Here is a 23,030-nt window from a genome sequence, read left to right on the forward strand (position 1 = left end):
TTTTAGTCGTGGTACATCACAGAACGCCCGCCATCGATCATCAGGCAGGTTGCGTTGATAAAGGGAGCCTCGTCAGTCGCCAGGAACAGCGCCGTCATCGCCACCTCGACCGGCTGGCCGATGCGCTTGGGCGGGTGCAAATCGAAGGCACGCTGGCGCTCGGCATGCGGGTCGGGAAAACCGTTCCAGTAATCGACGTTGAGCTGGGTTTCGATATAGCCCGGCGCGATGGCATTCACACGGATGCCCTTGGGCGCGTACTCGATGCCGAGCGCGCGGGTCAGGCCGAGCAGGCCGTGCTTGGCGACCGGATAGGGAAAGCAGCCGGGGATGATGTGGCTGGAATGGGTGGAGGCGATGTTGATGATGTTGCCGATGCCCTGCTCGATCATGTGCGGCAGCACCGTACGGCAGCCGTACCAGGCGCCGTCGAGGTCGATGGCGAAGCAGCGGCGCCAGTCTTCGTCGGTCATTTCCAGTGGGTCGCGGAACACGTTGACGCCGGCGCAGTTGACCAACACATCCACACGGCCAAAGCGCTCGATGGTGAGGTTAACCAGCGACTGCCATTGCTCTTTGGACGTGATGTCGACGGCCTGCGCGACAATGTCGGCACCGCGTTCGCGCCAGTGGGCGGCGACGTTCTGGACTTTTTCACCTTGGATATCCGCGATCACCAGACGGGCCTGCTGGGCCTGGAAGCAGGCGACGATCGCCTCGCCAATGCCTTGAGCGGCGCCGGTGATGATCACCACTTTGTTTTTCAGCCGCTCGCCGTAGGTGGGTTCCGGCACGGCGGGTAATGACAACGGTTGGGGCTGCATCGCTTCACCTGTTTTATTTTTGGTAGTGAGTGCTGATGCAGGCGACTATAAACCCATCTTTTGAAATATCTCAATATATAAATTTGCATCCCATATAGTGAAACAAAAGCTGAGAAGTGCGGGTGTGGGGTTGCTTGGGAATGCGGTGGGTCAGAGGTGAAGGGTTGGCCGGACGAGCGCCATCGCGGGCAAGCCCGGCTCCCACAATTGGGCTGAGGTGGATGCGGAATTTTGCTCTGTCGCTCATTAGTGTGGGAGCTGGCTTGCCTGCGATAGCGGCGGGTCAGGCGGCCTGGTTGGTGCAGATACACCGCCTTCGCGGGCAAGCCCGCTCCCACATTTGATTGCGTTGGGTGCGGAGATTTTGGTCTGTCACCAATAAAGGTGGGAGCTGGCTTGCCTGCGATAGCGGTGGGTCAGGCGGCTTGGTTGGTACAGATACACCGCCTTCGCGGGCAAGCCCGCTCCCACATTTGAGCTGCGGCGGAGTGCGGAGATTTTGGTCTGTCGACAATTAAAGGTGGAAGCTGGCTTGCCTGCGATGGCGGTGGGTCAGGCGGCTTGGTTGGTACAGATACACCGCCTTCGCGGGCAAGCCCGCTCACACCTTTGATCTTCTGGGGTTACAGAGGGTTGGCTTCAGCCCTGGGCGAAATCGCGCAGTGCGTCGCCTTCCATGCGGTAACGCACCCATTCTTCCTGCGGTTGCGCGCCGATGGACTTGTAGAAGGCGATCGCCGGCTCGTTCCAGTCCAGCACGCTCCATTCGAAACGTCCGCAGCCGTTGTCGCAGGCGATCTTCGCCAGGTGGCGCAGCAATTTCTTGCCCGCCCCGCCGCCGCGCTGTTCGGGGTTGATGTAGAGGTCTTCGAGGTACAGGCAATTGCTGCCCAACCATGTGGAATAGCTGAAAAAGAACACCGCAAAGCCAATCGGCAGGCCGTCCCGCGAGCAGATCAGGCCGTGGGCGGTGGCGCCCTCGCTGAACAGGCTGCGCTCGATATCCGCCACACTGGCGATCACTTCATGCCGGGCCTTTTCGTATTCGGCAAGCTCGGTGATGAAGGTCAGGATCTGCGCAGCATCGCTGGGCACGGCAGGGCGAATCTCGATGGTCATGGGCGGGCCTTGGGCAATTTTAAAGCCCACATACTAAGGCGCTTTCATGACTGATTGCAGCGCATTTTCGTGCAGGCCAGGGAGGCTTACTCCAGCGGATGCTAAAGCAAGCACCACCAAGCACAGAACAATCGGTCGCAGCGTGCGTGGTAAAAGTTGGCCACAACTCCAACTATTCCAAGGCTTACCCCATGCACGCCACTGCACCCGCAAAAAAGCAAGGCGCGACGCTCTTCGCCCTGTTCTGCCTGGCCAGCTTCCTGTTGTCGCTGTCGTACGGCTCGACGTTTCTGCTGTCACTGCTGATCCATTCACGCGGTGGCAATGAGCATGATGCGGGCAGTGTGATCTCCACGGCGATGCTCAGTACCTTTGTGGCCGTGGTGTTTTCCGGGCACCTGGCCGATGCGGTCGGGGCCGCGCGGGCTATTGCGGGAATGGGCGTATTGCTGGTTGTGGCCTGCCTGGGTTTCGCCCTGACGCCGGGGTTCGGCCAAGGCTTGATGGTGTTCGGGCTGGCCCTTGGTCTGGGCTGGGGCGTGTTCTACACCCTGGGCCCGATCATCGTGAGCCTGCTGGTGGAGCCCCAGCAGCGAGCCAAATACTTTGCCCTGCTGTCGGGCAGCATGTTGAGCGGGATCGGCTCCGGCCCGTTGCTCGGCCGAGCCGCCAGTGCGCTGGACCTGCCGCTGACGACGGCCTTCTATATTGCCGGGCTGGCCAGCTTTGCCGGGGTGCTGATGTTCTGGCGCATGGGCGCCCGCCTCAAACAGCACGCGAATGTGCCGGCCTCGAGGATTTCCTGGGCCGCCAGCCGTCGCGTGCTGTCATCCAAGGCCGGGTTTGCAATCCTCATGGTCGGCCTGGGAGGGTGTGTGTTTGGCGGGCTTTCGTCATTTCAAACCAGCTATGCGGCCGCGCATGGCCTGGACTACTCGCTGTTCTTCGCCGGGTTCCTGAGCGCTGCGATCACCAGCCGTCTGTTGATCGCAGGCCACGTGGTCAAACGTGATGCCTACCGGGCGGCGTGTGTGTTGTCGGGGATCATGCTCGGGTCGATCGTGCTGTTTGCGGTGAGCGTGAGCGGCAATTTCAGCTACTTGCTGGCCGCCGCCACGCTGGGAGTGGGTTACGGCCTGACGTATTCGGTGATCAACGGGCTGGTGGCCAACGAAGCACCGCCCGGCACCACGTCCCAGGCATTGCTGCTGTTCAGCCTGGCGTACTTTGTCGGCGTGTTCGGGTTTCCCTGGCTGGCGGGCAGGATCATCGTCGATTACGGCCTGCCGACATTGATGGCAATTGTCGTGGGCGTGGCGTCGTTGAATTGGCTGATCACGGTGGCGCGGCTGGTGTGGCGCAAAGCCTCTGCACACAAAATCTTACAGGTGAGCTAAGACCGTTCGTCGCCATCAAGGCACGAACCGCCAGCGGGGGCTGACCAATAAAGGGTAAGGACATTAATCATATGGAGACACCCCCATGAAGAATTCCAAGTTTGCCGCCCTCGCCCTCACCGGCCTGCTGTCTGCCGCGTCGCTGAACGCCTTTGCCGCCACTTCCTCGACCGGCAAGACCGACCCGGTCGGCAGCCCGCCAAGCCCGGCCACCCAGGAATCCCAGGATTCGATGGGCACCGGCCTGGACACCAATGGCGGCGCGATCATCGACAACGGCGCTGGCGCTGACCCTCGCACCAAGGGTAACGACACCCAACGCCAGGCACCGGCTGCAGTCGGCAACGGCAAAATGGGCCCCGGCATCAGCAATGAGCCGAAGGTCAATAAAGGCGACGACTCGAACATCCCTGGCGCCCCAAAACAACCTGCGCCTTGAAGCATCCATAACGACACCGACACCCGATCATTCCCAGTGAAGAGGTACGCATGAACGTCGATAGAAACCTTGAAAGAGAAGTCCTCACCCGCCTGCTGCACGCCCACCCTAACGGTCTGGGCAAGGAGGTGCTGGATAACTACCGCGGCGGGAAGGAGGTTGCCAGTGTCTTGGCGTTCCTGCAGGACCGTGGATTTATCAAGGATGGGCATGTGACCACCGACGACGCCGGTGAATACTCGTTGAACCTGCCGATCAAGCTGACCGCGTCAGGCGTTGACGAGGCGCGCAAGCTGGAAGGCGAAAGCACCCAGTAATCCATTTTGTCTGGTCTGGCCCTGACAACAGGGCCAGTTGGAGTATCGCAATGCCTCTTGGAAGCAAAGCTAAATACACCGCCGCACAGAAGCGCAAAGCTGCCCGTATCGAACACAGTTACGAGCACAAAGGCGTGCCCAAGGAAGAAGCCGAAGCCCGCGCCTGGGCCACCGTCAACAAGCAGTCCGGCGGCGGCGACAAAGCCGGCGGTTCGGGCCAGCGCAAAGCGCCGCAGAAAAAAGCCGAGGCACGCAGTGATTCGGCCAAGCGAGCTGCCGCCAGCCGCGAGGGTCACCCTCGCATCGGTCGCACTTCGCTGGCGACGCAGACCAAGGAAAGCTTGCTGAAAGAAGCGCGGGCGAAGGATATTCCGGGCAGGTCGAGCATGCGCAAGGATGAGCTGATCGAAGCGCTGCGCAAGGCTAGCTGACGCCGGCCTTGCCGACACAACAAACACAATGTGGGAGCCAGCTCCCACATTGTGTTTTGCGTTGCACATCCAGAGTCAGCGGTGAGCCGATACCAGCAGCATCATGGGGCGCTCTTGTTCTTCGGCCAATGCTGGCCGAGCAATGAGGTCCGCTTCGCTTGGCCCCCACTCCTGCACGTGACTGAGCGTGAACCCCGCCTGAATCATCAGAGTGAGCAACGTGCCCAGCGTACGGTGCTGCTTGATCACGCCTTCGGCCAACCAATGGGTCACCCGCGGCCCTTCCAATTGATAGCCATCCACCGGCCAGCTTTTGCGGCCTTGATCATCGACCAGCCAGCCCGGATTGCGCGGTGCCATGAAGATTGGATGCTCGATGGAAAACACCAGTCCCCCGCCAGGCACCAGGGCGTGGTGAATACGCTCGAACAGCCCCTTCAGATCGACGATGTAATGAAAGGCCAGCGAGCTGTAGGCCAGATCGAACGAGGCAGCAGGCAGGTCGAGCTGTTCCAGGTCGGCGATGGCATAGGTGATGGTCGCCGCAGAGGTCATCTGTTTGGCCCGCGCCAGCATCTTCTGCGACACGTCCAACCCCAGCACACAAGCCGCGCCCTGCTCCTGCGCCCAGCGGCTGAACCAGCCATAGCCACAGCCCAGGTCCACCACTTTCAAGCCAGCCATCGGCGGCAACATTGCCTGTAAGGCAGGCCACTCCGGCGCGCCGGCCAAGCCTTCGACCGAGCGGCCCATTTTGCTGTAGCCCTCGAAGAAGGCTGGCGTGTCGTAGATATTCTGGGTCATGGCGTCGCTCCGTGCTGAGTGGCGCCTATTCTGCCAACAACGCATCCACTTCGGCAGCCCCAGGTGAGGTTGCCGGCCCCCAGCGCGTGACCGCCAGCGCTGCGGCCGCATTGGCGCGGCGTGCCGCATCAGCCGGTGTCAAGCCCTTGGCCAACCCCGCAAGAAACACACCGGCATGCGCATCGCCGGCGCCGTTACTGTCCACGGCGGTCACCTTGAAGCCGGGCACGTGCCTGGCCTCGCCTTGAAGGCTGACCCAGCACCCGTTCGGCCCATCGCGCACCACCAGCAACGCATCGGCAGGCAAGTGCCGTTCGAGTTCGAGCAATGCCTCGGCCAGGGTATCGGCGCCGGTAAACGCCAGGGCTTCCGGGCCGTTGCTGGTCCAGATGTCGATGCGCGGCAGCAAGGCCACCATCAGCGCCGAGTCCGGCGCCTTGACCAGCGGCCCCGGGTCGAACACCACCGTGATGTCACGCGCCAGCGCCAGCAGCCAATCAAGCAATGCCTGGGCCTTGCCTTCGAGCAACAGGCTGTAGCCGCTGACATACACGTAATCGTCCGCGCGCGGCACGACGTTCGCCAGGTCCTCGGCGCTCAAATCCCCTTCAGCGCCGATATGCGAAATGAAGGTGCGTTCGGTGGTGGCTTCGGTCAGCGACACGCATAAGCCGGTGTCCTTGCCGTCGCTGGTCGCCTGGGCCATCTCTACGCCCTCGGCTTGCATGGCCGCGCGCGCCAGGTCGCCGAAACGGCCGTTGCCATGGCGGCCGAGGTAAACCACTGGCAGACCATTGCGTCGGGCGGCGGCCATCACGTTGAAACCGCCGCCGGCCTCGAAGCTGGCAGACCGCGCCAGCACATCGCCGCCAGTTGCAGGCAAGGTGTCGAGGGCCATGACCAGGTCTACGATGACCTGGCCGGTGTGCAGCAATCTAGACATTGGGGCTCTCTACTAAAGCCGGACGACGGTCAGCTGCGCCGCCCAGTACTGCGTAAATTCCGCCGGCCACCAGGAAGGTGACGATCCAGCCCAGCCCGTTGTGACCCAGCCATGAGTCGGACAGCGGGCCGGCGAACCAGATGTTTTCGGCTGTGGTGCCGATGGTGGTGAAGCTGAAGCCCAGCACGATGGCCACGGCCCAGGCGCCGAACGCACGCCATTCCACGCCGCCGCGATACCAATAGGCACTGCTTGGGCTCACGTCCAGCAAGTCTTTGGGGCTGTAGTAGTGGCGATGAATCAAGTCGACCACGAAGATCCCGACCCACGCCGTAATCGGCACCGCCAGCAGCGAGATGAACGTGATGAACGGGCCGTAGAAACTGTCGGCAATCAGCATGAAGTAGATCGAACCGGCGAAGATCGCGACGATGTCGACGATCACCGCGTGCACGCGCTTGACCTTCAAGCCAAGGGTCAAGGTGGTCAGGCCCGCCGAGTACACCGACAGGTTATTGGACAGCAGCAGGCCGCCAAACGCGGTGATCAGGTACGGCACGGCCATCCAGGTGGGCAGCATGTCGCGGATCGCGATGATCGGGTCAGTGGCCGAGGCCAAATCGTTGTTGCCCACCGACAGCAAGCCGCCGAGGGTGATCAGCAACACCAGCGGAATCCCCGCACCAAACGCGGCGGAGGCCACCAGGCGCACGGCCTTGACGCTGCGGTGCTGGTAGCGCGACATGTCGGCGCCGGCGTTGGCCCAGCCGATACCGGTGCCGGCAGCCATGGTGCCGACGCCGATGATCATCGCGCTCAGCGGCGCCGGCGTGGCGTTGAACACCGCGCTCCAGTCGATGGTGGCGCAGAGGAAGCCGCCCACCAGGATGTTCAAGGCGCCAAATACGTAGGTCGCCCACTTCTGGATCACCAGCAAGGTCGCGTGGCCCAGACCGGAGACGGACAGGGTCAGCAGCACGAAGATGGCGATGAAGATCAGTGTCAGCACGGGCGCGCTTTTCGCTTCGACCGGCGAGTGGAACAGGATCGAACACAACGACAGCAACACGAATGCTGCCGTGGTGGTGTTGACGGTTTCCCAGCCCAGTCGCGACATCAGCGACACAAGGGTCGGGCCGATATTGCCGCGCACGCCGAAGATCGCGCGGGACAGCGTCAGGCTCGGTGCACGCCCGCAGCGGCCGGCAATCGAGATGATGCCCACCACGGCGAACGAGCCGGCGGCGCCGAGGATTGCCACGATGATCGCCTGCCAGATCGCCAGGCCACGGAACGCCACGAGGGTTGCGCCCAGCGGCAAACCGAGAATGCTGATGTTGGCCGCGAACCACACCCAGAACAGTTGCAGCGGATGACCGTTGCACTCGCCTTCAGGGACCGGTTCGATACCGCGTGTTTCCAATTGCCCAGCACTTTGGCCGGAAGAAGTGGTGCTCATGAGGGGTGCTCCTGGTGCCTGTATTGTTGTGGTTGTGGCAGATACTCAAGGTGAATCGACTCTCGGTCTTCCTGACTCTGCGAGTTCAATGCCTGCGGCGCTTAGCGAATTTGCAGCAGCCCCTGCACCAGCGGCTGCAAGTCCAGGCCATTGACCCGCTTGACCTGTTCAATCATCGCTGGCGGCCAGCACTGCATGCCCAGGCACGCGCCCAACATCGCGCCGAGCATCGCGGCGATGGTGTCGGTGTCGCCGCCAAGGCTGGCAGCCAGGCACACGGCTTCAAAAGCATTCATCGCGCCCACCGCCACTTGCTGCGCGAGGGCGAACGACACCACCACCGATTCCTGGGAGGCGACAGAGGTGCCAATCAGTTCGTAAAGCAGGTCGGCAAACAGGGCCTTGTCGCCGCTGCCGACGCTCAAGGTCCGCGCCCAGCTGATGCGCGTGGAAATACGCCCACCGGCAATCCAGTGACCATGGTTTTCCGCCTGCTGGGCGATCTGCGTGCCGATGTTGAGCGCTTCGCCCAAGTCCACGCCGTTGATACCGGCTGAGACCACCGCCGCAACAGCGGCCGCGCTGGAGATGCCCAACGTGGTGTTGTGGGTGACCTGGCAGGCCTGGATCACCGCCTGGATGAACGGCGCCGGGTCGCTGACATCGGCGGCGATTCCCACCGGCGTGATCCGCATGGCGGCGCCGTTGGTGGTGCCATAGCGCCCGGACTCTTCCGGGGTGTGGCCGGCGAGGATCATGTCGATGGCGCGCTTGGTCGATGGCCCGAGCAAATCCTGGGAGCCCTTGGCGCGCATCGCCGCTTCCCAGTCGATCAAGCGCTGGGCGAGCACGGTCGGTTCGATCTTGCCGTGGCCTTCAACCAGTAACTCGCCGACCAGGATCGCCTGCTCAGTGTCATCGGTGATCGAACCGGCCGGCATGTTTGGCGCAATGGGTTGGTCGGCGTCGGCGTCTTCCAAACCCGTGATGGCACCGAAGCGCTGTTGCACCTGCTCGCGACTCAAGGACTGGGTGGGCATGCCCAATGCGTCGCCCAACGCCAGGCCATAGAAGGCGCCGAGGGCGCGGTTTTGCGGGGTCATTTTGACGCTCCAAACTGCAGGTGCAGGCGAAAGTGCAGAGGGTCGAGCAAACTTTCGACGTACTCCATGAAGCGCTCGCGGCGGTCGTAGGTGGTGCGCGAGGCCTTGAGAAACACCGTGCCCGCAGGGCGGCCAAGCAGCTCGGCGTCTTCGTCGCTGAGGGGCTCGGCGCCGATCCATTGGTCACCTTCGGCGCCAACGTAGCCGTAGGCGGCCAGGGTGATGGTCAGGGAATTGTCGATCAGGCCGACGCGGGGCAGGCCTTCCAGGCCACCGGAGGCGGGCATCAGCGAGCGCTCCAGCGACACCGCCGTGCCATCGGTGGTACGCCGGCGACGGTCGAGGGCGATAAATTGGTCGCTGCCGAAACGGCTGAGCAGGTCGGGCCGGGTCACGGCTTCCAGGCGCAGGACGTCGGTGGTGACCAGCGCCCCCGTGTCCGCCAGGGCCTGGGCCCAGCCGCTGTGTTGGTCGAGCACCATGCCGTCGAACGTGACGATGGAGCCGACGCCGCTCTGGGTCGCAATGTAGTTGCGGCGTTTGAGCTCGGCCAGGGCTTCGCGCAACGTGCCACGGCTGACCGCAAACTCTTCGGCCAGCTGGTGCTCGCCTGGCAGCAGGAAACCGTCGGCCATCACCCCCGCCTCGATACGGCGGATAAGCTCGTCGACGACGCGTTTTTTCTTATCAAATCGGACATGTCTAATCATGTACAAATTGATAACCGATAGCGCCCGATGACAGCAAGCGAATTATTTCAGGAAGGTGAAAAAGCCGGCCTCAGGGCTCCAGGCCAATGCGGAAAAACTCCCCGGCGCTCCATACGCCAAGCCAGTTCTGACCGTTGATCGGACGGCTGACCGCCAACTCGACCAGTTGGTAGAAAACATTGCGATGAACGAGGGCTTCGAGGTTGGTGCGCACACGCAAATAGGGCGCGGGCTCCTGGGTGATGGGGTCGATTTCGACGCGCAGCGGGTGTTCGAGGCTGGCCTCGACGTGCTCGTCGACATTGGTAGTGAAGTGCAGCACCTGGCTTTCGCCCTGCCCTTGCACCTCAAGGGTTATCGCCACGAACGGTGCGTCATCGACGGTGATGCCGACCTTCTCTACCGGCGTCACCAGAAAATAATCATCACCGTCGCGGCGAATGATGTTGGAGAACAACTTGACCATCGGCTTGCGCCCGATCGGCGTGCCTTGGTAAAACCAAGTGCCATCGCGGGCGATGCGCATGTCGATGTTGCCGCAGAAATCCGGATTCCACAGGTGCACCGGTGCCGGCCCCTTGCCCTTGGGCAATTGAGCCAACAGGTCATTGGCCTTGGCGGAATCGGACATGCAGTTCTCCTTGAGTTTTTTACTGATCTCCCATGCCCAGCAGGCCGCGGGCGTACTGCGCCAGGGGGCGGGCAATCAGATCTTCTGGCTTGTTGTCGTGGAACGTCAGTAAACCGCCACGACTGCGAATACGTGCAGTATCAATCAAATACTGGGTGCTGGTCTCGATCAACATGATCTGGATGACGCCGCTGTCCAGCCCGACGCGGTCCAGCGCCTGTTGATCCGTCCATTCATCGGCATTGCCGATGCGGTCATCGGCTGCAGCGAAGCGGCAATACAACAGGTAATGCGCACCCGCCCCACGGGCTTCGGCCATCGCCTGCTCCAGGCCTTCGGGCTTGCGCGCGCGGCGCACCATCGGGAAGTATTCGACAAAGCCGTTGAAGGCTTCTTCGGCCACCACGTTGGGTCGCGGATAAGCGCTGCCCGGCGGCACAAACGCACCTTGGGCGATAAAGACAAAAGAGTCCGGCTGTATGCGAATCGACGCAGTGCGGCGGGTATCACTGTGGTCCAGCAAGCCGGCGTCGCTCATCTGATAGCGGGTGCCTTCGGCCATATCGCTGACGGTCATGCAACCACTCAGCGTCAACGACGCCAGCAACAAAACCAGACTACGCATCCTAATCCTCCAGAAGCCGGTGACGGAAAACCGGCGAATGGGCGTGAGATGCAGAATCCGCGCCATCCGGCAGCGCCGCAAATGAAATGTGGGAGGAGCGTGCGTGGGCTAGCCGCCAATGATCTTCATGATGGTGGCACCGCCGGAGAAGGCCACTTCCTGTTTGTCGCCCAGGGCCTTCATCAGCAGGCCTTGCAAGGCGGGGAGCGCCTGATGGCGCGGCAGGTCGAGCAGGTCGCCGACGTAATGCCGGTTGCTCGACGACAGGCAGCCATGCAGCCAGCCGGTAGACGACAAACGCAGACGCGAACACGTCCGGCAAAACGGCACGCTTTCATTGGCGATGACACCAAAGAAGCCCTGGCCCGGCACCTCGTAGCGCACTGCGGTGGCGTCTACTGGCGCGTTGGCTTGCAGGTATTCGTGGTGTTCACCGATCAGGCTGAGCAGTTGCTGCAGGCTGACGAATTGCTGCAGGAAGGCGTTGGAATCTTTGGCCAGATGGCCCATGCGCATCAGTTCGATAAAGCGCAGCTCGTAGCCACGCTCAAGGCAGTAGTCGAGCAGCGGCATGACCTGGTCCAGGTTCTGCCCGCGCAACGGCACCATGTTCACTTTGATCTTGATCCCCGCGGCGCGGGCCTGGTCCATGCCATCAAGCACGGTGGCCAAGTCGCCGCCACGGGCGATGCTGCGGAAGGCATCGGCGTCCAGGGTGTCGAGGGAAACGTTGATGCGCCGAATGCCGGCATCCACCAGCAGCGGCAGTTTGCGCGCCAGCAATTGGCCGTTGGTGGTCAGGCTGATATCACTGAGGCCCATTCCGCCGACCGCGCTCATGAAGGCTTCCAGCTTGGGGCTGACCAGCGGTTCGCCGCCCGTGATGCGCAGGCGGTCGATGCCTGCCGCTTCGATCAGGTACGCCACCCCACGGGCCATAGCCTCGGCCGAGAGTTCGTCCTGGGCAGCCACCAGCCGCTTGCCGTTAGGCACGCAGTAGGTACACGCGTAGTTGCAGGCTGAGGTCAGGCTGATTCGCAAGTTGCGAAATCGCCTGCCTTGACGATCAACGATCATGGATCACTCCGGCAGAGGATGATTCGGGCGCGCTAAAAGCTGACCTATAAATCAACTTTTAGCAAGGTCCTTGCCTGAGTATATTCCTGGGGTACTGCAACTGGCAGTAAATCATTGCGCCATCACTGTCGGGAATAGCTCAAGCAGCGGGGGTTTCACCGCTCTTGGGCTCAGCGCCCGGCAGTTCAGCGCTGTGCTTGCGTTTGTTGCCCATGCGCACGCCGATGTCCATCAGGAACTGGAAGAAACCTTCCTGATCTTCCAGCACGTTGCTCCAGAACGGCGAGTGGTACAGCGCCACGGCGCCGTGCACCAACGCCCAGGCGGCGCAGTAGTGGAAATAAGGCGGCACATCTTCAAGCTTGCCTTCGCTGATGCGACCTTTGATCAGCAGGGTCAGGCGCTCAAAGTTCGAGGCGCGAATCTTGTGCAGCTCCTCGACCATTTCCGGAACCTGATTGCCCTTGACCACTTTTTCTTCCAGGCGATCGAACAGGCGGTAGCGCTGCGGATCACGCATGCGGAACTCGAAATAGGCGCGGGACAAGGCTTCTTTGTCTTTATCGACATCGGCCGAGTGCAGCAGCTCGTTCAAGTCGCGCTCGTAGTCGAGCATCAGGCGCAGGTAGATCTCGGCCTTTGACTTGAAGTGCTTGTAGATCGTGCCTTTGCCGATACCCACGGCATCCGCAATCATCTCGACGGTGACGCTGTCTTCACCTTGTTCGAGGAAAAGCTTGAGTGCAGTGTCGAGAATTTCCTGCTCACGGCGGCGAAACTCACGGACCTTACGGGGTTCTTTTTGCATGAGGGAGAAGTCTGCAGAGGTCAAAGTGGGAGGGTTGCGCAGGGCCATTGATACGTGGCGATACGATTTACCCAGTGCGAGGGATTATCCCGACTGAACAGTCGTTGGGCAACGCCTATGTGAACCCGTTACACACTTAACTTTCAGCGCGCCAACGTTTTCGCCCTTCTCAGTCAGAAACAATACACATAAATGGCACCCGTGCACCTGCGCAATGAGAACTCAAGCGAAGCGCGCGTATTCCAAATCTGTTTAAAAAACGATCAGATGCGACTGGACTGAATGGGATCCTGATCAATACTTGAACTGTCGGCGTGGCATCTCCCCCAAGTGACGCGTCGACCTGGGTACCGACGGACTGTGTACCCTTGTTTACTCCTAATGGTCTTAGCCCGGATTCACCCCCCAGAACCCGGGTTTTTTTTGCCTGCAATTTGGCCGTATCAGCAGCCGACGTGGGCCAGTGGGAACAGGCGCTTGAAGTTTTCGGAGGTCTGCTCGGCGAAGCGTTCGTACGACTCACCCCGCAGCATTGCCAGGTAATCCGCCACATCGCGCACGTATTCCGGCAGGTTCGGCTTGCCGCGATGGGGGATGGGCGCCAGATACGGCGAATCGGTTTCCACCAGCAGGCGGTCGGCCGGCACCTGGCGCGCCACATCACGCAGGGCATCGGCGTTGCGGAAGGTGACGATGCCCGACAGGGAAATGTAGAAGCCCAGGTCCAGTGCGGCCTTGGCCATGTCCCAGTCTTCGGTGAAGCAATGCAGCACGCCGGCCTGGGGCAACGCGGCCTCGCGCAGCAGCGTCAGGGTGTCTGCGCGGGCGCCACGGGTGTGAACGATCACCGGTTTGCCGGTTTGCTGGGCGGCCTGCAGGTGCAGGCGGAACGACGCCTGCTGCAACTCAGCGGCTTCGGGCTCGTAGTGGTAATCCAGTCCGGTTTCGCCAATCGCCACCACGCGTGGGTGATTGAGTTCGCCCAGGAGCCAATCGAGGGCGGGGGCTTCGCCGGGCTTGAGGTCCAGCGGGTGAATGCCCACCGAACAGTCAACATCGGCATAACGATCAGCCAGCGCTTTGACGTCGGCGGCGTTTTCAGCGCTGACACCAATACACAGGAAGTGCCCTACTCCACGCTGGCGCGCAGCTTCAAGGGCAGCGTCGAGGGAGCCACCATGCTGGGCAAGGTCGAGGCGATCAAGGTGGCAATGGGAATCTACGAGCATAGGAATGTACAACTTGAGTCACGGAAAGTGTCTGGCCGACGATACACCGTCGGCCGCGGAAATTAACGCCGGCCGAGCAAGCCGACCCACTGCACCAGCAATGCTTCGAGTAACAGCACGCGGTTGAGGTTGGCTTTGCCGAGCACCTTCTGGCGCTGGGCCAGAATCCAGTCCTGGATATTCAGCACCTTGTCCTGCGCGCTTTTCTGCGCCAGGTACTGCACCACTTTGCGCATGTCCGGCAGGCCCAGGCCGGTTTCATCCTGGGTCAACTGGTAGCGCAGGATGAGGCTCGACCAGTCACAGAACCAGTCGAACAGCAGCAATAACGGAATATCCTTCCACGCGCTTTCGGCCAGTTGCGTCGCGGACAGCTCCTGCTTGAGCAGCTTCTTCACGCCATCGACCACCAGCGCACGTTGCTCACGCACGCCCTGGGCGTGCAGCTTCACGGCCGCCAAGGGGGAACCTGCAGCCAGGGTCAGCAACTCGACGCGTTCGTCTTCGCCGCACTCGGGCAGCGCCTGCGCCAGCCACTGCAGGCTCATCGCTTCGCTCGGCAATGGGCAGGCCTGCTGCACGCAACGACTGCGAATGGTCGGCAACAGGCGACTGGACTGGTGACTCACCAGCAACAGCACCGTATCGCCCGACGGCTCTTCCAGGCTTTTTAGCAAGGCGTTGGCGGCGTTGATGTTCATCGCCTCCACCGGCTCGATCAGCACCACTTTGCGCCCGCCCATCTGCGCGGTCTGCACCACGAAGCTGACGAGGTCACGCACCTGGTCGACTTTGATCGCCTTGTCGGCTTCCTCGGGCTCCAGCAGGTAGTTGTCAGGGTGGCTGCCGGCCTTGAGTAGCAGGCAGGATTTGCACTCACCGCAAGCCTCCAGATTGACCGGACGCTGGCATAACAGGCTGGCCATCAGGCGCTCGGCCAACGCACGCTTGCCGATACCCGCTGGCCCATGCAGCAAATACGCATGCGCATGCTGGGCACGCCCGGCCAGTTGCTGCCAGAGGCTGTCCTGCCACGGATAGGCCTCAGCCACGAGCGCGCTCCAGCAGCGTCGGCACCAGGGCGTCAATGGCCTGCTGTACCTGCGCCAGCGGCTGGGCGGCGTCCAGCAGGTGGTAGCGCGCGGGCTCCGCCTTGGCGCGTTGCAGGAACGCGCTGCGCACCGCATCGAAAAACACCTGGCCTTCCAGTTCGAAGCGGTCCAGGCGACCCCGGGCACTGGCGCGGGCCATCCCCACTTCCACCGGCAGGTCGAACAGCAGGGTCAGGTCTGGACGCAAATCGCCCTGGACGAAAGTTTCCAACGTGGCGATACGCGCCAGGCACAAGCCGCGCCCGCCGCCCTGGTAGGCATAGGTCGAATCGGTAAAACGGTCGCAAATCACCACCGCGCCACGCGCAAGGGCTGGGCGAATCACCTCGGCCAGGTGCTGAGCGCGTGCAGCAAACACCAGCAGCAGCTCGGTGTCCGCGTTCATCGGTTCTTCACCCGGGGCCAGCAATACTTCACGGATGCGCTCGGCGAGGGGTGTGCCACCGGGCTCGCGGGTCAATACCACCTCGATGCCCGCCGCACGCAGGCGTTCGGCCAGGTAATCGCGGTTGGTACTTTTGCCGGCGCCTTCCGGGCCTTCCAGGGTAATAAACAAGCCAGTCACAGGCAGTCCTTAGTCAGAGTCATTGCGGGCTTTGCGGCGCGGCGGTATCGGGCGCAGCCTCGACGGGCTTTTCAACCGGCGCTTCGGTCGGTGCTTCGGTCGGTGCTTCGGCAGGAGGCGCCGCGTCTTCCGCCGGTTTCACCGCCGGCGCAGGGCTGGAACGGTAATCGGCACGGCGCTTGAGCTGAAACTCGCGCACGGCGGCATTATGCGCATCCAAGTCATCGGAGAAAATATGGCTGCCATCGCCACGGGCGACGAAATACAGGCTGCTGCCCGGCACCGGGTTCAACGCCGCATGAATCGCCTCGCGGCCGACCATCGCGATCGGCGTCGGCGGCAGGCCGGCGATCATGTAGGTGTTGTAAGGGTTGGCTTCTTTGAGATGCGCGCGGGTCAACTTGCCGTTGTAGCGCTCGCCCAGGCCGTAGATCACTGTCGGGTCGGTCTGCAGCAACATGCCGATCTTCATGCGCCGCACAAACACGCCGGCGATTTGCCCGCGCTCTTCCGGCACACCGGTCTCTTTCTCGACCAGGGAGGCCATGATCAGCGCTTGGTAAGGGTCGGTGTAGGGCGCATCGGCGGCGCGTTTGCTCCACTCCTGGGCAAGTACATCATCCAGGCGGTTGTAGGCTTTTTTGAGGAATTCGACGTCGGTCATGCCGCGCACGAAGCGGTAAGTGTCAGGAAAGAACCGCCCTTCGGGGAACACGCCGGGATGACCAAGCTTGTCCATCACTTCACTGTCACTCAGGCCCGACAGGGTCTGCACGATCTTTTCATGCTTGGCGAGGGCCGACCGCACCTGACGGAAGTTCCAGCCTTCGACCAGCGTCAGGCTGTATTGCACCACTTCGCCGCGCTGCCACAGGCCAATCAAGCCTTCGGCGGTAAGGCCTGGGGTCATGCGGTATTCGCCGCTGTGCAGCGGCTGGCCGTCGAGGTTGAAGCGCCAGTACAGGCGCAACCAGAAAGCATCATCCAGCACGCCTTCGGCTTCGAGGCGATTGAAGGTGCCCGTCGGGGTCGACCCGGCAGGCACATCAAGCAATTGTTCCTGGGTCAGATTCAGGGGCTGCTTCAAGGCAGAATCGAGCTTCCAGGCCGAGAAGCCCAGCAGCAAGCCTGCCGAGACCAGGCCGATCTGCAGCAGTAAAACCAGTTTTCGTATCAACTCAAATATCCAATAGCGCGCGAACAATGCCCTGCAGTTTACGGGTGAGCGGCCCAACCGACCAGCTCATCGCAGCGCAACTGCGCACCGGCCAAATGCCATAAACGCTGTTGCACACGAAGACTTCATCGGCCTGCTGTAACTGCTCAACGCTGATGTCGGCCACGGCCAGCGGGATACCCAGTGCGTGCGCCTGGGCCAGAATCTCGGCGCGCATGACCCCGGCAACGCCACAACGATTCAGATCAGCGGTCAGTAACACGCCATTGCGAACCAGGAACAGGTTGCTGAACACGCCCTCGATAACGCGACCAGACATATCCAGCATTAAACCTTCGGCATGCTCGGCATCCTGCCACTCGGCGCGGGCGATCACTTGTTCCAGACGATTAAGGTGCTTGAGACCGGCGAGCAACGGCTGCTCGGCCAAACGGGTAGCGCACGCAAACAGGCGGATGCCGTCGGTTGCGTGAGCGTGGGGATAGGTCGCGGGCGGATTGCCCTGCAAGATACGGCGCACCGGGGCGCCGGGGTTGATGCCATAACCGCGCTGGCTGTCGCCGCGGGTGAGGATCAACTTAAGCACTGCGTCGCCAAGAGCGGCGGCGTAAGCCAGGACTTCATCGCGGATCAGTGCGTGATCCGTGATCAACGCAAGGCGCCGGCAGCCCTCCTCGAGGCGTTGCAGGTGGCGGTCGAGCAGCACGGGCTGCCCGGCCTTGACGGCGATGGTTTCAAACAGCCCATCACCGTACGCCAGGCCGCGATCTTTCAGGGGCACGCTGTCCGCTGGCTGACCGTCGACCCAGCTGTGCATCACTCGGCGAACCGGCGGAACACCAGGGAGCCGTTGGTGCCACCAAACCCGAAGGAGTTGGATATCACCACGTCGATTGGCATCGGCTGGGCTTCGTGGGGCACGAAGTTCAGGTCGCAACCCTCGTCCGGCTCATCAAGGTTGATGGTCGGCGTAGCGACCTGATCCTTGATGGCCATTACGCTGAAGATCGCCTCGACCGCGCCTGCCGCACCCAACAGGTGGCCGGTCATGGACTTGGTGGAACTGACCGCCAGCTTGTAGGCGTGCTCGCCAAACACCGACTTGATGGCCTCGGCTTCCGCCAGGTCGCCGGTCGGGGTCGAGGTGCCGTGAGCGTTGATGTACTGCACCTGGTCGGGATTCACCTTCGCGTCGCGCAACGCATTGGTGATGCAGCGCGCAGCGCCGGCACCGTCGGACGGTGGCGACGTCATGTGATAGGCATCGCCGCTCATGCCAAAGCCGATCAGCTCGGCGTAGATGGTGGCGCCACGCGCCTTGGCATGCTCCAACTCTTCGAGCACCAGGGCACCGGCGCCGTCAGACAGTACAAAACCGTCACGGCCCTTGTCCCACGGACGGCTGGCACGGGTCGGTTCGTCATTGCGCGTCGACAGCGCACGGGACGCGCCGAAGCCGCCCATGCCCAGGCCGCAGGCGGCCATTTCAGCGCCACCGGCGATCATCACGTCCGCCTCGTCATAGGCGATGTTACGCGCCGCCATGCCGATGCAGTGAGTGCCCGTGGTGCACGCCGTAGCAATGGCGTAGTTAGGCCCCTGCGCACCCAAATGGATGGACAGGAAGCCGGAAATCATATTGATGATCGAGCCCGGCACGAAGAACGGTGAAATTCGACGGGGGCCGGAATCGTGCAGCGTGCGGCTGGTTTCTTCGATATTGGTCAAACCGCCAATACCCGAACCCATGGCCACGCCGATGCGGTCACGGTTGGCGTCGGTGACTTCCAGGCCGGCATTACGCACCGCCTGAAAACCGGCTGCCAGGCCGTACTGAATGAACAGGTCGAGTTTGCGGGACTCTTTGATCGAGAGGTATTCCTCGACATTAAAGCCCTTTACCGAGCCGCCAAAACGGGTGGAATAGGCAGAAAGGTCCGTGTGCTCGATCAGACCGATACCACTGTGGCCAGCCAGAATGCCCTGCCAACTGCTTGGCACATCCGTACCCAGTGGCGACAACATACCCATACCGGTGACTACGACGCGTCTACGCGACACAGCACTCTCCTTTTTTCTTGATGGCGACACTTCGCTTCAGCACGCATTTTATCAGCGCTGAAGTTTCATCAGAGCTAAAGAAAAAACCGCACGCCGTTACAGCAGTGCGGTTTTTCCCTAACAGCAAGCGACGACTACAAACTATTACGCCTGGTGGGCAGTAACGTAGTCGATAGCAGCTTGAACAGTAGTGATTTTTTCAGCTTCTTCGTCCGGGATTTCGGTCTCGAATTCCTCTTCCAGAGCCATCACCAGCTCAACGGTGTCAAGGGAATCGGCACCCAGGTCTTCTACGAAGGAAGCGCTGTTGGTCACTTCTTCTTCTTTAACGCCCAGTTGCTCGGCGACGATTTTCTTGACGCGTTCTTCGATGGTGCTCATACCTTGTTTAACTCCTAATGGACAAATTCAGGCAGCTGGCCAGTGGGTAAGTGTATAGAAAGCCATTTCAGCTTTTCAACTGAAAGCTTCACCCTGTACCCGGTCGGCCACCAGCCTATAAATTAAGTTGCAGCTTTATAACGGATTTTAGACAGCTCGTATGACATTTTTTTGAAGCGATCCGTCACAATTTAACTCATGTACATCCCGCCGTTCACCGGGATTGTAGCCCCAGTCACGTATGCCGCACCGTCGGATGCCAGGAAAGTGACCACATTTGCGATCTCTTGAGCCTGGCCCAGACGGCCCAGCGGAATCTGCGTCAGCAACGCTTCACGCTGTGCTTCCGGCAGTTCGCGGGTCATATCGGTGTCGATGAACCCTGGGGCCACCGAGTTGACCGTAATCGACCGCGAACCGACTTCACGCGCCAATGCACGACTGAAACCTTCCAGACCGGCTTTGGCCGCCGCGTAGTTTACTTGGCCTGCGTTGCCCATGGCACCCACTACGGAGCCAATATTGATAATTCGGCCCCAACGCGCCTTGGTCATGCCACGCAAAACGCCCTTGGACAGGCGAAACAGACTGTTCAAGTTGGTATCGACCACGTCGTACCACTCGTCGTCTTTCATGCGCATCATCAGGTTGTCGCGGGTGATACCGGCGTTGTTCACCAGAATAGCCGGTGCGCCAAATTGTGCAGTGATTTGCGCCAGCACAGCGGCAACCGACTCATCGTTGGTCACGTTCAGCTCAAGGCCCGTGCCCTGAACGCCGTTTTCCTTCAAGGTGGCGGCGATACGCTCGGCACCCGAGGCGGATGTCGCGGTGCCGATGACTACGGCGCCCTGACGGCCCAGTTCCAGGGCGATCGCCTGGCCAATGCCACGGCTCGCGCCGGTAACCAGTGCAACTTTACCTTGCAGACTCATGCAGGCTTCTCCTAAGTTCGGGGATCAGGGATTCAGGCCAGTGCCGCGCGGGCGGCAGCGAAGGCATCCGGGGTATTGAGGTTGGCAGTCGAGACGCCGTCGGCGCAGCGCTTGTTCAGGCCAGCGAGGACCTTGCCCGGGCCACACTCGACAAGCTCGGTGGCCCCCTTGGCCGCCAGGGTCTGGACCGACTCAACCCAGCGCACAGGCTTGTAGAGTTGCTCCAGCAGGTCGCGCTTGAGGGTCTCGAGGTCGGCGGCAACGGCCGCGCTGACGTTCTGCACCAGCGGAATCTGCGGCGCCTGCCAGTTGATGGCGGCGATGGACTCGGCAAACCGCTCGGCAGCCGGGCGCATCAGCTCACAGTGGGACGGCACGCTGACCGGCAATGGCAAGGCGCGCTTGGCACCACGAGCCTTGCAACCTTCGATGGCACGCTCAACGGCAGCCTTGGCACCGGCGATCACCACCTGGCCAGGCGAGTTGAAGTTCACCGCGCTGACCACTTCGCCTTGGGCCGCTTCGGCGCAGGCTTCGATCACCACGGCGTCGTCCAGACCCAGGATAGCGGCCATGCCGCCCTGCCCGGCAGGAACGGCTTCTTGCATCAGTTGACCACGACGCTCGACCAACTTGACCGCTTCGCCCAGAGTCAGGCTGCCCGCAGCCACCAGGGCGCTGTATTCGCCCAGGCTGTGACCGGCCACGTAAGCCGGGCGCGCGCCACCTTCAGCCAGCCACAGGCGCCACAGCGCGATCGACGCGGTGAGGATGGCCGGCTGGGTTTTATCGGTTTGATTGAGTTGCTCTTCCGGCCCTTGCTGGGTCAGCGCCCACAGGTCGTAACCCAGGGCGTCGGAAGCTTCCTTGAAGGTGTCCAGGATCAACGGATGTTGCGCGCCCAGCTCGGCCAACATGCCGAGGGACTGCGAACCCTGCCCTGGAAAGACGAATGCGAGGGATGTAGACATGTAACAAGCCCCTAATGATCTGGTCGTCAAAAATGAACGCTCCCGATTTTGAGATGAATCCACGGGTGGGAGCGCACGAAACTGACAGATTGGATGGTCAATTGAACTGGCCGGTCACATTTAAGCATTCCCGGGCCAATTCGCCTAAGGCAACAAGTCCTCAAGACGGCCGTGCAAGCGTTGCGGCAGGTTTTCCTGGATCTCGATCAGCGCCCGCGCAATCGCACTTTGAAAACCTTGCACCCCTGCCGAGCCATGGCTTTTCACCACAATGCCCTGCAACCCCAGAAAGCTCGCACCGTTGTGCCGCGCCGGCGCCAGGTCGGCCTGCAAGCGGCGCATCAACGGCAGCGCCAGGGCGCCAACCATGCGTGAGGCGAGATTCTGCTTGAACAAGGCCTCGATACGCGTAGCGATCATGGTTGCAAGGCCTTCGCTGGACTTGAGCAGGATATTGCCGACAAACCCATCGCATACCACCACGTCGGCTTCGCCACGGTACACACCGTCACCTTCGACAAACCCGACGTAGTTCACCCCTCGCGCATTTTGCAGCAAGGCGGCGGCGAGCTTGACCTGCTGATTGCCCTTGATGTCTTCGGTGCCGATATTCAGCAACGCCACCCGCGGCCGGGTCACGCCCAACGCCTCAGCGGCCACCGAGCCCATCACCGCGAACTGGAACAGGTGCTCGGCACTGCAATCGACGTTCGCACCCAGGTCCAGCAGTTGGCAGTAGCCTTTTTGTGTGGGGATGGCCGCAACCATCGCCGGGCGATCGATCCCGGGCAGTGTCTTGAGCACATGCCGCGACAACGCCATCAAGGCTCCTGTATTGCCAGCACTGACACAGGCTTGCACCTTGGCATCACGCAACAGCTCAAGCGCCACCCGCATCGAAGAGTCGGGCTTGCCACGCAGGGCTGCCGCCGGCTTGTCATCCATGCTGATGGTTTCACTGGCTGGCGTAATCGTCAGGCGCGCGCGATCCACCGCCGGATGGCTGGCAATCAATTCTTCAAGAAGGGAGGGTTGACCGACGAGGGTCAGGTGCAGCGAGGGCGTAGCGGACAGGCTGGCAATGCAGGCCTGAACAATGCTGCGGGGACCGAAGTCCCCGCCCATTGCGTCAATCGCGATGACTTGAGCAGACAAGTGATTACTCGTCAGCGCCCTTGTCGATCACTTTACGGCCACGGTATACGCCTTCTGGCGATACGTGGTGACGCAGGTGAATTTCACCGGTGGTTTTTTCTACAGACAGAGTGCTTGCCGTCAGGGCATCGTGCGAACGACGCATGTCACGGGCAGAGCGGGATTTTTTGTTCTGCTGAACAGCCATAATTGATTAACTCCTAAACGTTTGGGTCACGCTTTAACTGCGCCAATACACTGAACGGGTTGGACCGCGTTACCTCGTCCTCGCTCGGCTCGGCCTCGTCATCGAGACCCTCCGGCTGCTGGCATTCTTCCGGATGATGAGCAGGCACAATGGGCAAGGCGAGCAAAAGCTCCTCCTCGATCAGTGCATGCAGATCCAAAGGATCTTCGCCCAGTTCCAGCACGTCATAACCTTTCGGCAACGACTGGGTATTCGCACCCTCCTTCACCACAGCGTAACTGCATTCGCTGTGAATCGGCAGGGTGACCAGCTCAAGACAACGCTGGCAAACCATTTTGACTTCGGTGTCGATAAAACTGTGGATTACCACAGACTTACGTTCATCTCGTTCAAAAACAAATTTGGCCTGCACCGTACCGACAGTGTCGGAAAGCGGGTCGCAGAGTCTCTCCAAATCGGCCAGCAGCAATTCACCTTGAAGGGAAGTGCCACGATCTGCCAATTTGCGCGGGTCAACGTGAGGTGGAATCGGGTCATTCAACATAGGCGCAGCATTATAGGGATGCACCC

Annotated in this window: 27 protein-coding genes; 4 read left to right on the forward strand and 23 right to left on the reverse strand. The window is 61.4% G+C overall.

What is annotated here, in order from left to right; translation table 11 throughout:
- Positions 1–2: 2 nt before the first annotated feature.
- Both ACP7B3_RS07830 and ACP7B3_RS07835 read right to left on the reverse strand, forming a co-directional pair.
- Positions 3–824, reverse strand: a complete 822-nt coding sequence (locus tag ACP7B3_RS07830) for an SDR family oxidoreductase (RefSeq protein WP_426178584.1) — start codon at positions 822–824, stop codon at positions 3–5.
- Between the two features lie 639 nt (positions 825–1,463).
- Complete coding sequence (locus ACP7B3_RS07835) at positions 1,464–1,943, reverse strand: GNAT family N-acetyltransferase (RefSeq protein ID WP_119742815.1); 480 nt, start codon at positions 1,941–1,943, stop codon at positions 1,464–1,466.
- A 191-nt stretch (positions 1,944–2,134) separates the two neighbouring features.
- Between ACP7B3_RS07835 and ACP7B3_RS07840 the strand changes: the two genes are divergently transcribed.
- The 4 genes from ACP7B3_RS07840 to ACP7B3_RS07855 all read left to right on the forward strand — a co-directional run bounded on the left by ACP7B3_RS07840 (position 2,135) and on the right by ACP7B3_RS07855 (position 4,527).
- Entirely contained in the window at positions 2,135–3,340 is a 1,206-nt protein-coding gene (locus ACP7B3_RS07840) for an MFS transporter (RefSeq protein WP_426178585.1), read from the forward strand.
- Positions 3,341–3,425: 85 nt separating this feature from the next.
- Positions 3,426–3,779, forward strand: a complete 354-nt coding sequence (locus ACP7B3_RS07845; RefSeq protein ID WP_145159255.1) for a hypothetical protein — start codon at positions 3,426–3,428, stop codon at positions 3,777–3,779.
- 50 nt (positions 3,780–3,829) lie between these two features.
- Positions 3,830–4,096 carry a hypothetical protein gene (locus tag ACP7B3_RS07850; RefSeq protein WP_145159257.1) on the forward strand — a complete coding sequence of 89 codons (267 nt, stop codon included), beginning with the start codon at positions 3,830–3,832 and terminating at the stop codon, positions 4,094–4,096.
- 50 nt (positions 4,097–4,146) lie between these two features.
- Entirely contained in the window at positions 4,147–4,527 is a 381-nt protein-coding gene (locus ACP7B3_RS07855) for a Rho termination factor N-terminal domain-containing protein (RefSeq protein WP_426178586.1), read from the forward strand.
- A 75-nt stretch (positions 4,528–4,602) separates the two neighbouring features.
- Here ACP7B3_RS07855 and ACP7B3_RS07860 read toward each other — a convergent pair whose 3' ends face one another.
- The 21 genes from ACP7B3_RS07860 to ACP7B3_RS07960 form a co-directional block, all read right to left on the reverse strand.
- Entirely contained in the window at positions 4,603–5,331 is a 729-nt protein-coding gene (locus tag ACP7B3_RS07860; RefSeq protein WP_426178587.1) for a class I SAM-dependent methyltransferase, read from the reverse strand.
- 25 nt (positions 5,332–5,356) lie between these two features.
- Entirely contained in the window at positions 5,357–6,274 is a 918-nt protein-coding gene (locus ACP7B3_RS07865; RefSeq protein WP_369301417.1) for a PfkB family carbohydrate kinase, read from the reverse strand.
- A complete protein-coding gene (locus tag ACP7B3_RS07870) occupies positions 6,267–7,733 on the reverse strand; it encodes a purine-cytosine permease family protein (protein WP_426178588.1) in 1,467 nt (488 codons plus the stop codon). The genes ACP7B3_RS07865 and ACP7B3_RS07870 overlap by 8 nt, the downstream gene beginning before the upstream one ends.
- 101 nt (positions 7,734–7,834) lie before the next feature.
- On the reverse strand, positions 7,835–8,836 hold the full coding sequence (locus tag ACP7B3_RS07875) for an ADP-ribosylglycohydrolase family protein (RefSeq protein WP_145159267.1): 1,002 nt from the start codon (positions 8,834–8,836) through the stop codon (positions 7,835–7,837).
- The gene (locus ACP7B3_RS07880; protein WP_145159269.1) at positions 8,833–9,546 is read right to left on the reverse strand and encodes a GntR family transcriptional regulator; all 714 of its coding nucleotides are present in this window, start codon (positions 9,544–9,546) and stop codon (positions 8,833–8,835) included. Before ACP7B3_RS07880 ends, ACP7B3_RS07875 begins: the two co-directional genes overlap by 4 nt.
- 70 nt (positions 9,547–9,616) lie before the next feature.
- On the reverse strand, positions 9,617–10,177 hold the full coding sequence (locus ACP7B3_RS07885) for a DUF1285 domain-containing protein (RefSeq protein ID WP_262208516.1): 561 nt from the start codon (positions 10,175–10,177) through the stop codon (positions 9,617–9,619).
- A gap of 19 nt (positions 10,178–10,196) precedes the next feature.
- Entirely contained in the window at positions 10,197–10,802 is a 606-nt protein-coding gene (locus tag ACP7B3_RS07890) for a DUF4823 domain-containing protein (RefSeq protein WP_106576165.1), read from the reverse strand.
- Positions 10,803–10,910: 108 nt separating this feature from the next.
- Positions 10,911–11,879, reverse strand: a complete 969-nt coding sequence (locus tag ACP7B3_RS07895; RefSeq protein ID WP_145159273.1) for a GTP 3',8-cyclase MoaA — start codon at positions 11,877–11,879, stop codon at positions 10,911–10,913.
- A gap of 139 nt (positions 11,880–12,018) precedes the next feature.
- A complete protein-coding gene (locus ACP7B3_RS07900; protein ID WP_106576163.1) occupies positions 12,019–12,687 on the reverse strand; it encodes a TetR/AcrR family transcriptional regulator in 669 nt (222 codons plus the stop codon).
- 443 nt (positions 12,688–13,130) lie between these two features.
- The gene (locus ACP7B3_RS07905) at positions 13,131–13,916 is read right to left on the reverse strand and encodes a TatD family hydrolase (protein WP_426178589.1); all 786 of its coding nucleotides are present in this window, start codon (positions 13,914–13,916) and stop codon (positions 13,131–13,133) included.
- A gap of 62 nt (positions 13,917–13,978) precedes the next feature.
- The gene (locus ACP7B3_RS07910; RefSeq protein WP_106576160.1) at positions 13,979–14,968 is read right to left on the reverse strand and encodes a DNA polymerase III subunit delta'; all 990 of its coding nucleotides are present in this window, start codon (positions 14,966–14,968) and stop codon (positions 13,979–13,981) included.
- Complete coding sequence (tmk, locus tag ACP7B3_RS07915) at positions 14,961–15,593, reverse strand: dTMP kinase (RefSeq protein WP_369301421.1); 633 nt, start codon at positions 15,591–15,593, stop codon at positions 14,961–14,963. Before tmk ends, ACP7B3_RS07910 begins: the two co-directional genes overlap by 8 nt.
- Positions 15,594–15,612: 19 nt before the next feature.
- Entirely contained in the window at positions 15,613–16,770 is a 1,158-nt protein-coding gene (gene mltG, locus ACP7B3_RS07920; protein WP_262208519.1) for an endolytic transglycosylase MltG, read from the reverse strand.
- 1 nt (position 16,771) lies between these two features.
- Complete coding sequence (gene pabC, locus ACP7B3_RS07925; RefSeq protein WP_426178590.1) at positions 16,772–17,587, reverse strand: aminodeoxychorismate lyase; 816 nt, start codon at positions 17,585–17,587, stop codon at positions 16,772–16,774.
- On the reverse strand, positions 17,587–18,831 hold the full coding sequence (gene fabF, locus ACP7B3_RS07930) for a beta-ketoacyl-ACP synthase II (RefSeq protein ID WP_426178591.1): 1,245 nt from the start codon (positions 18,829–18,831) through the stop codon (positions 17,587–17,589). The genes pabC and fabF overlap by 1 nt, the downstream gene beginning before the upstream one ends.
- 144 nt (positions 18,832–18,975) lie before the next feature.
- Entirely contained in the window at positions 18,976–19,212 is a 237-nt protein-coding gene (gene acpP / locus ACP7B3_RS07935) for an acyl carrier protein (RefSeq protein ID WP_016973676.1), read from the reverse strand.
- Positions 19,213–19,403: 191 nt separating this feature from the next.
- On the reverse strand, positions 19,404–20,147 hold the full coding sequence (gene fabG, locus ACP7B3_RS07940) for a 3-oxoacyl-ACP reductase FabG (RefSeq protein ID WP_106576155.1): 744 nt from the start codon (positions 20,145–20,147) through the stop codon (positions 19,404–19,406).
- 32 nt (positions 20,148–20,179) lie between these two features.
- Positions 20,180–21,118: an ACP S-malonyltransferase gene (fabD, locus tag ACP7B3_RS07945; protein ID WP_426178592.1), complete on the reverse strand. Its 939-nt coding sequence runs from the start codon at positions 21,116–21,118 to the stop codon at positions 20,180–20,182.
- 144 nt (positions 21,119–21,262) lie between these two features.
- Positions 21,263–22,273 (reverse strand): phosphate acyltransferase PlsX, encoded by a 1,011-nt coding sequence (gene plsX / locus ACP7B3_RS07950; RefSeq protein WP_416362772.1) that lies wholly within the window; start codon positions 22,271–22,273, stop codon positions 21,263–21,265.
- A 4-nt stretch (positions 22,274–22,277) separates the two neighbouring features.
- Positions 22,278–22,460, reverse strand: coding sequence for a 50S ribosomal protein L32 (rpmF, locus tag ACP7B3_RS07955; RefSeq protein ID WP_008152339.1), 183 nt, complete (start codon positions 22,458–22,460; stop codon positions 22,278–22,280).
- A gap of 13 nt (positions 22,461–22,473) precedes the next feature.
- A complete protein-coding gene (locus tag ACP7B3_RS07960) occupies positions 22,474–23,004 on the reverse strand; it encodes a YceD family protein (RefSeq protein ID WP_032886799.1) in 531 nt (176 codons plus the stop codon).
- Positions 23,005–23,030 lie beyond the last annotated feature (26 nt).

The organism is Pseudomonas sp. TWRC1-2 (genome assembly GCF_049896685.1).
Taxonomy (GTDB): Bacteria; Pseudomonadota; Gammaproteobacteria; order Pseudomonadales; family Pseudomonadaceae; genus Aquipseudomonas.

Coding starts and splice junctions, on each gene's coding strand:
- ACP7B3_RS07830 (WP_426178584.1), bottom strand. CDS start 824: ATGCAGCCCCAACCGTTGTCATTACCCGCCGTGCCGGAACCCACCTAC.
- rpmF (WP_008152339.1), bottom strand. CDS start 22,460: ATGGCTGTTCAGCAGAACAAAAAATCCCGCTCTGCCCGTGACATGCGT.
- ACP7B3_RS07840 (WP_426178585.1), top strand. CDS start 2,135: ATGCACGCCACTGCACCCGCAAAAAAGCAAGGCGCGACGCTCTTCGCC.
- ACP7B3_RS07850 (WP_145159257.1), top strand. CDS start 3,830: ATGAACGTCGATAGAAACCTTGAAAGAGAAGTCCTCACCCGCCTGCTG.
- acpP (WP_016973676.1), bottom strand. CDS start 19,212: ATGAGCACCATCGAAGAACGCGTCAAGAAAATCGTCGCCGAGCAACTG.
- ACP7B3_RS07885 (WP_262208516.1), bottom strand. CDS start 10,177: ATGTCCGATTCCGCCAAGGCCAATGACCTGTTGGCTCAATTGCCCAAG.
- ACP7B3_RS07875 (WP_145159267.1), bottom strand. CDS start 8,836: ATGACCCCGCAAAACCGCGCCCTCGGCGCCTTCTATGGCCTGGCGTTG.
- ACP7B3_RS07860 (WP_426178587.1), bottom strand. CDS start 5,331: ATGACCCAGAATATCTACGACACGCCAGCCTTCTTCGAGGGCTACAGC.
- ACP7B3_RS07880 (WP_145159269.1), bottom strand. CDS start 9,546: ATGATTAGACATGTCCGATTTGATAAGAAAAAACGCGTCGTCGACGAG.
- fabG (WP_106576155.1), bottom strand. CDS start 20,147: ATGAGTCTGCAAGGTAAAGTTGCACTGGTTACCGGCGCGAGCCGTGGC.
- ACP7B3_RS07895 (WP_145159273.1), bottom strand. CDS start 11,879: ATGATCGTTGATCGTCAAGGCAGGCGATTTCGCAACTTGCGAATCAGC.
- ACP7B3_RS07855 (WP_426178586.1), top strand. CDS start 4,147: ATGCCTCTTGGAAGCAAAGCTAAATACACCGCCGCACAGAAGCGCAAA.
- ACP7B3_RS07870 (WP_426178588.1), bottom strand. CDS start 7,733: ATGAGCACCACTTCTTCCGGCCAAAGTGCTGGGCAATTGGAAACACGC.
- ACP7B3_RS07900 (WP_106576163.1), bottom strand. CDS start 12,687: ATGCAAAAAGAACCCCGTAAGGTCCGTGAGTTTCGCCGCCGTGAGCAG.
- ACP7B3_RS07845 (WP_145159255.1), top strand. CDS start 3,426: ATGAAGAATTCCAAGTTTGCCGCCCTCGCCCTCACCGGCCTGCTGTCT.
- pabC (WP_426178590.1), bottom strand. CDS start 17,587: ATGCACAGCTGGGTCGACGGTCAGCCAGCGGACAGCGTGCCCCTGAAA.
- ACP7B3_RS07905 (WP_426178589.1), bottom strand. CDS start 13,916: ATGCTCGTAGATTCCCATTGCCACCTTGATCGCCTCGACCTTGCCCAG.
- ACP7B3_RS07865 (WP_369301417.1), bottom strand. CDS start 6,274: ATGTCTAGATTGCTGCACACCGGCCAGGTCATCGTAGACCTGGTCATG.
- ACP7B3_RS07890 (WP_106576165.1), bottom strand. CDS start 10,802: ATGCGTAGTCTGGTTTTGTTGCTGGCGTCGTTGACGCTGAGTGGTTGC.
- ACP7B3_RS07960 (WP_032886799.1), bottom strand. CDS start 23,004: ATGTTGAATGACCCGATTCCACCTCACGTTGACCCGCGCAAATTGGCA.
- fabD (WP_426178592.1), bottom strand. CDS start 21,118: ATGTCTACATCCCTCGCATTCGTCTTTCCAGGGCAGGGTTCGCAGTCC.
- ACP7B3_RS07835 (WP_119742815.1), bottom strand. CDS start 1,943: ATGACCATCGAGATTCGCCCTGCCGTGCCCAGCGATGCTGCGCAGATC.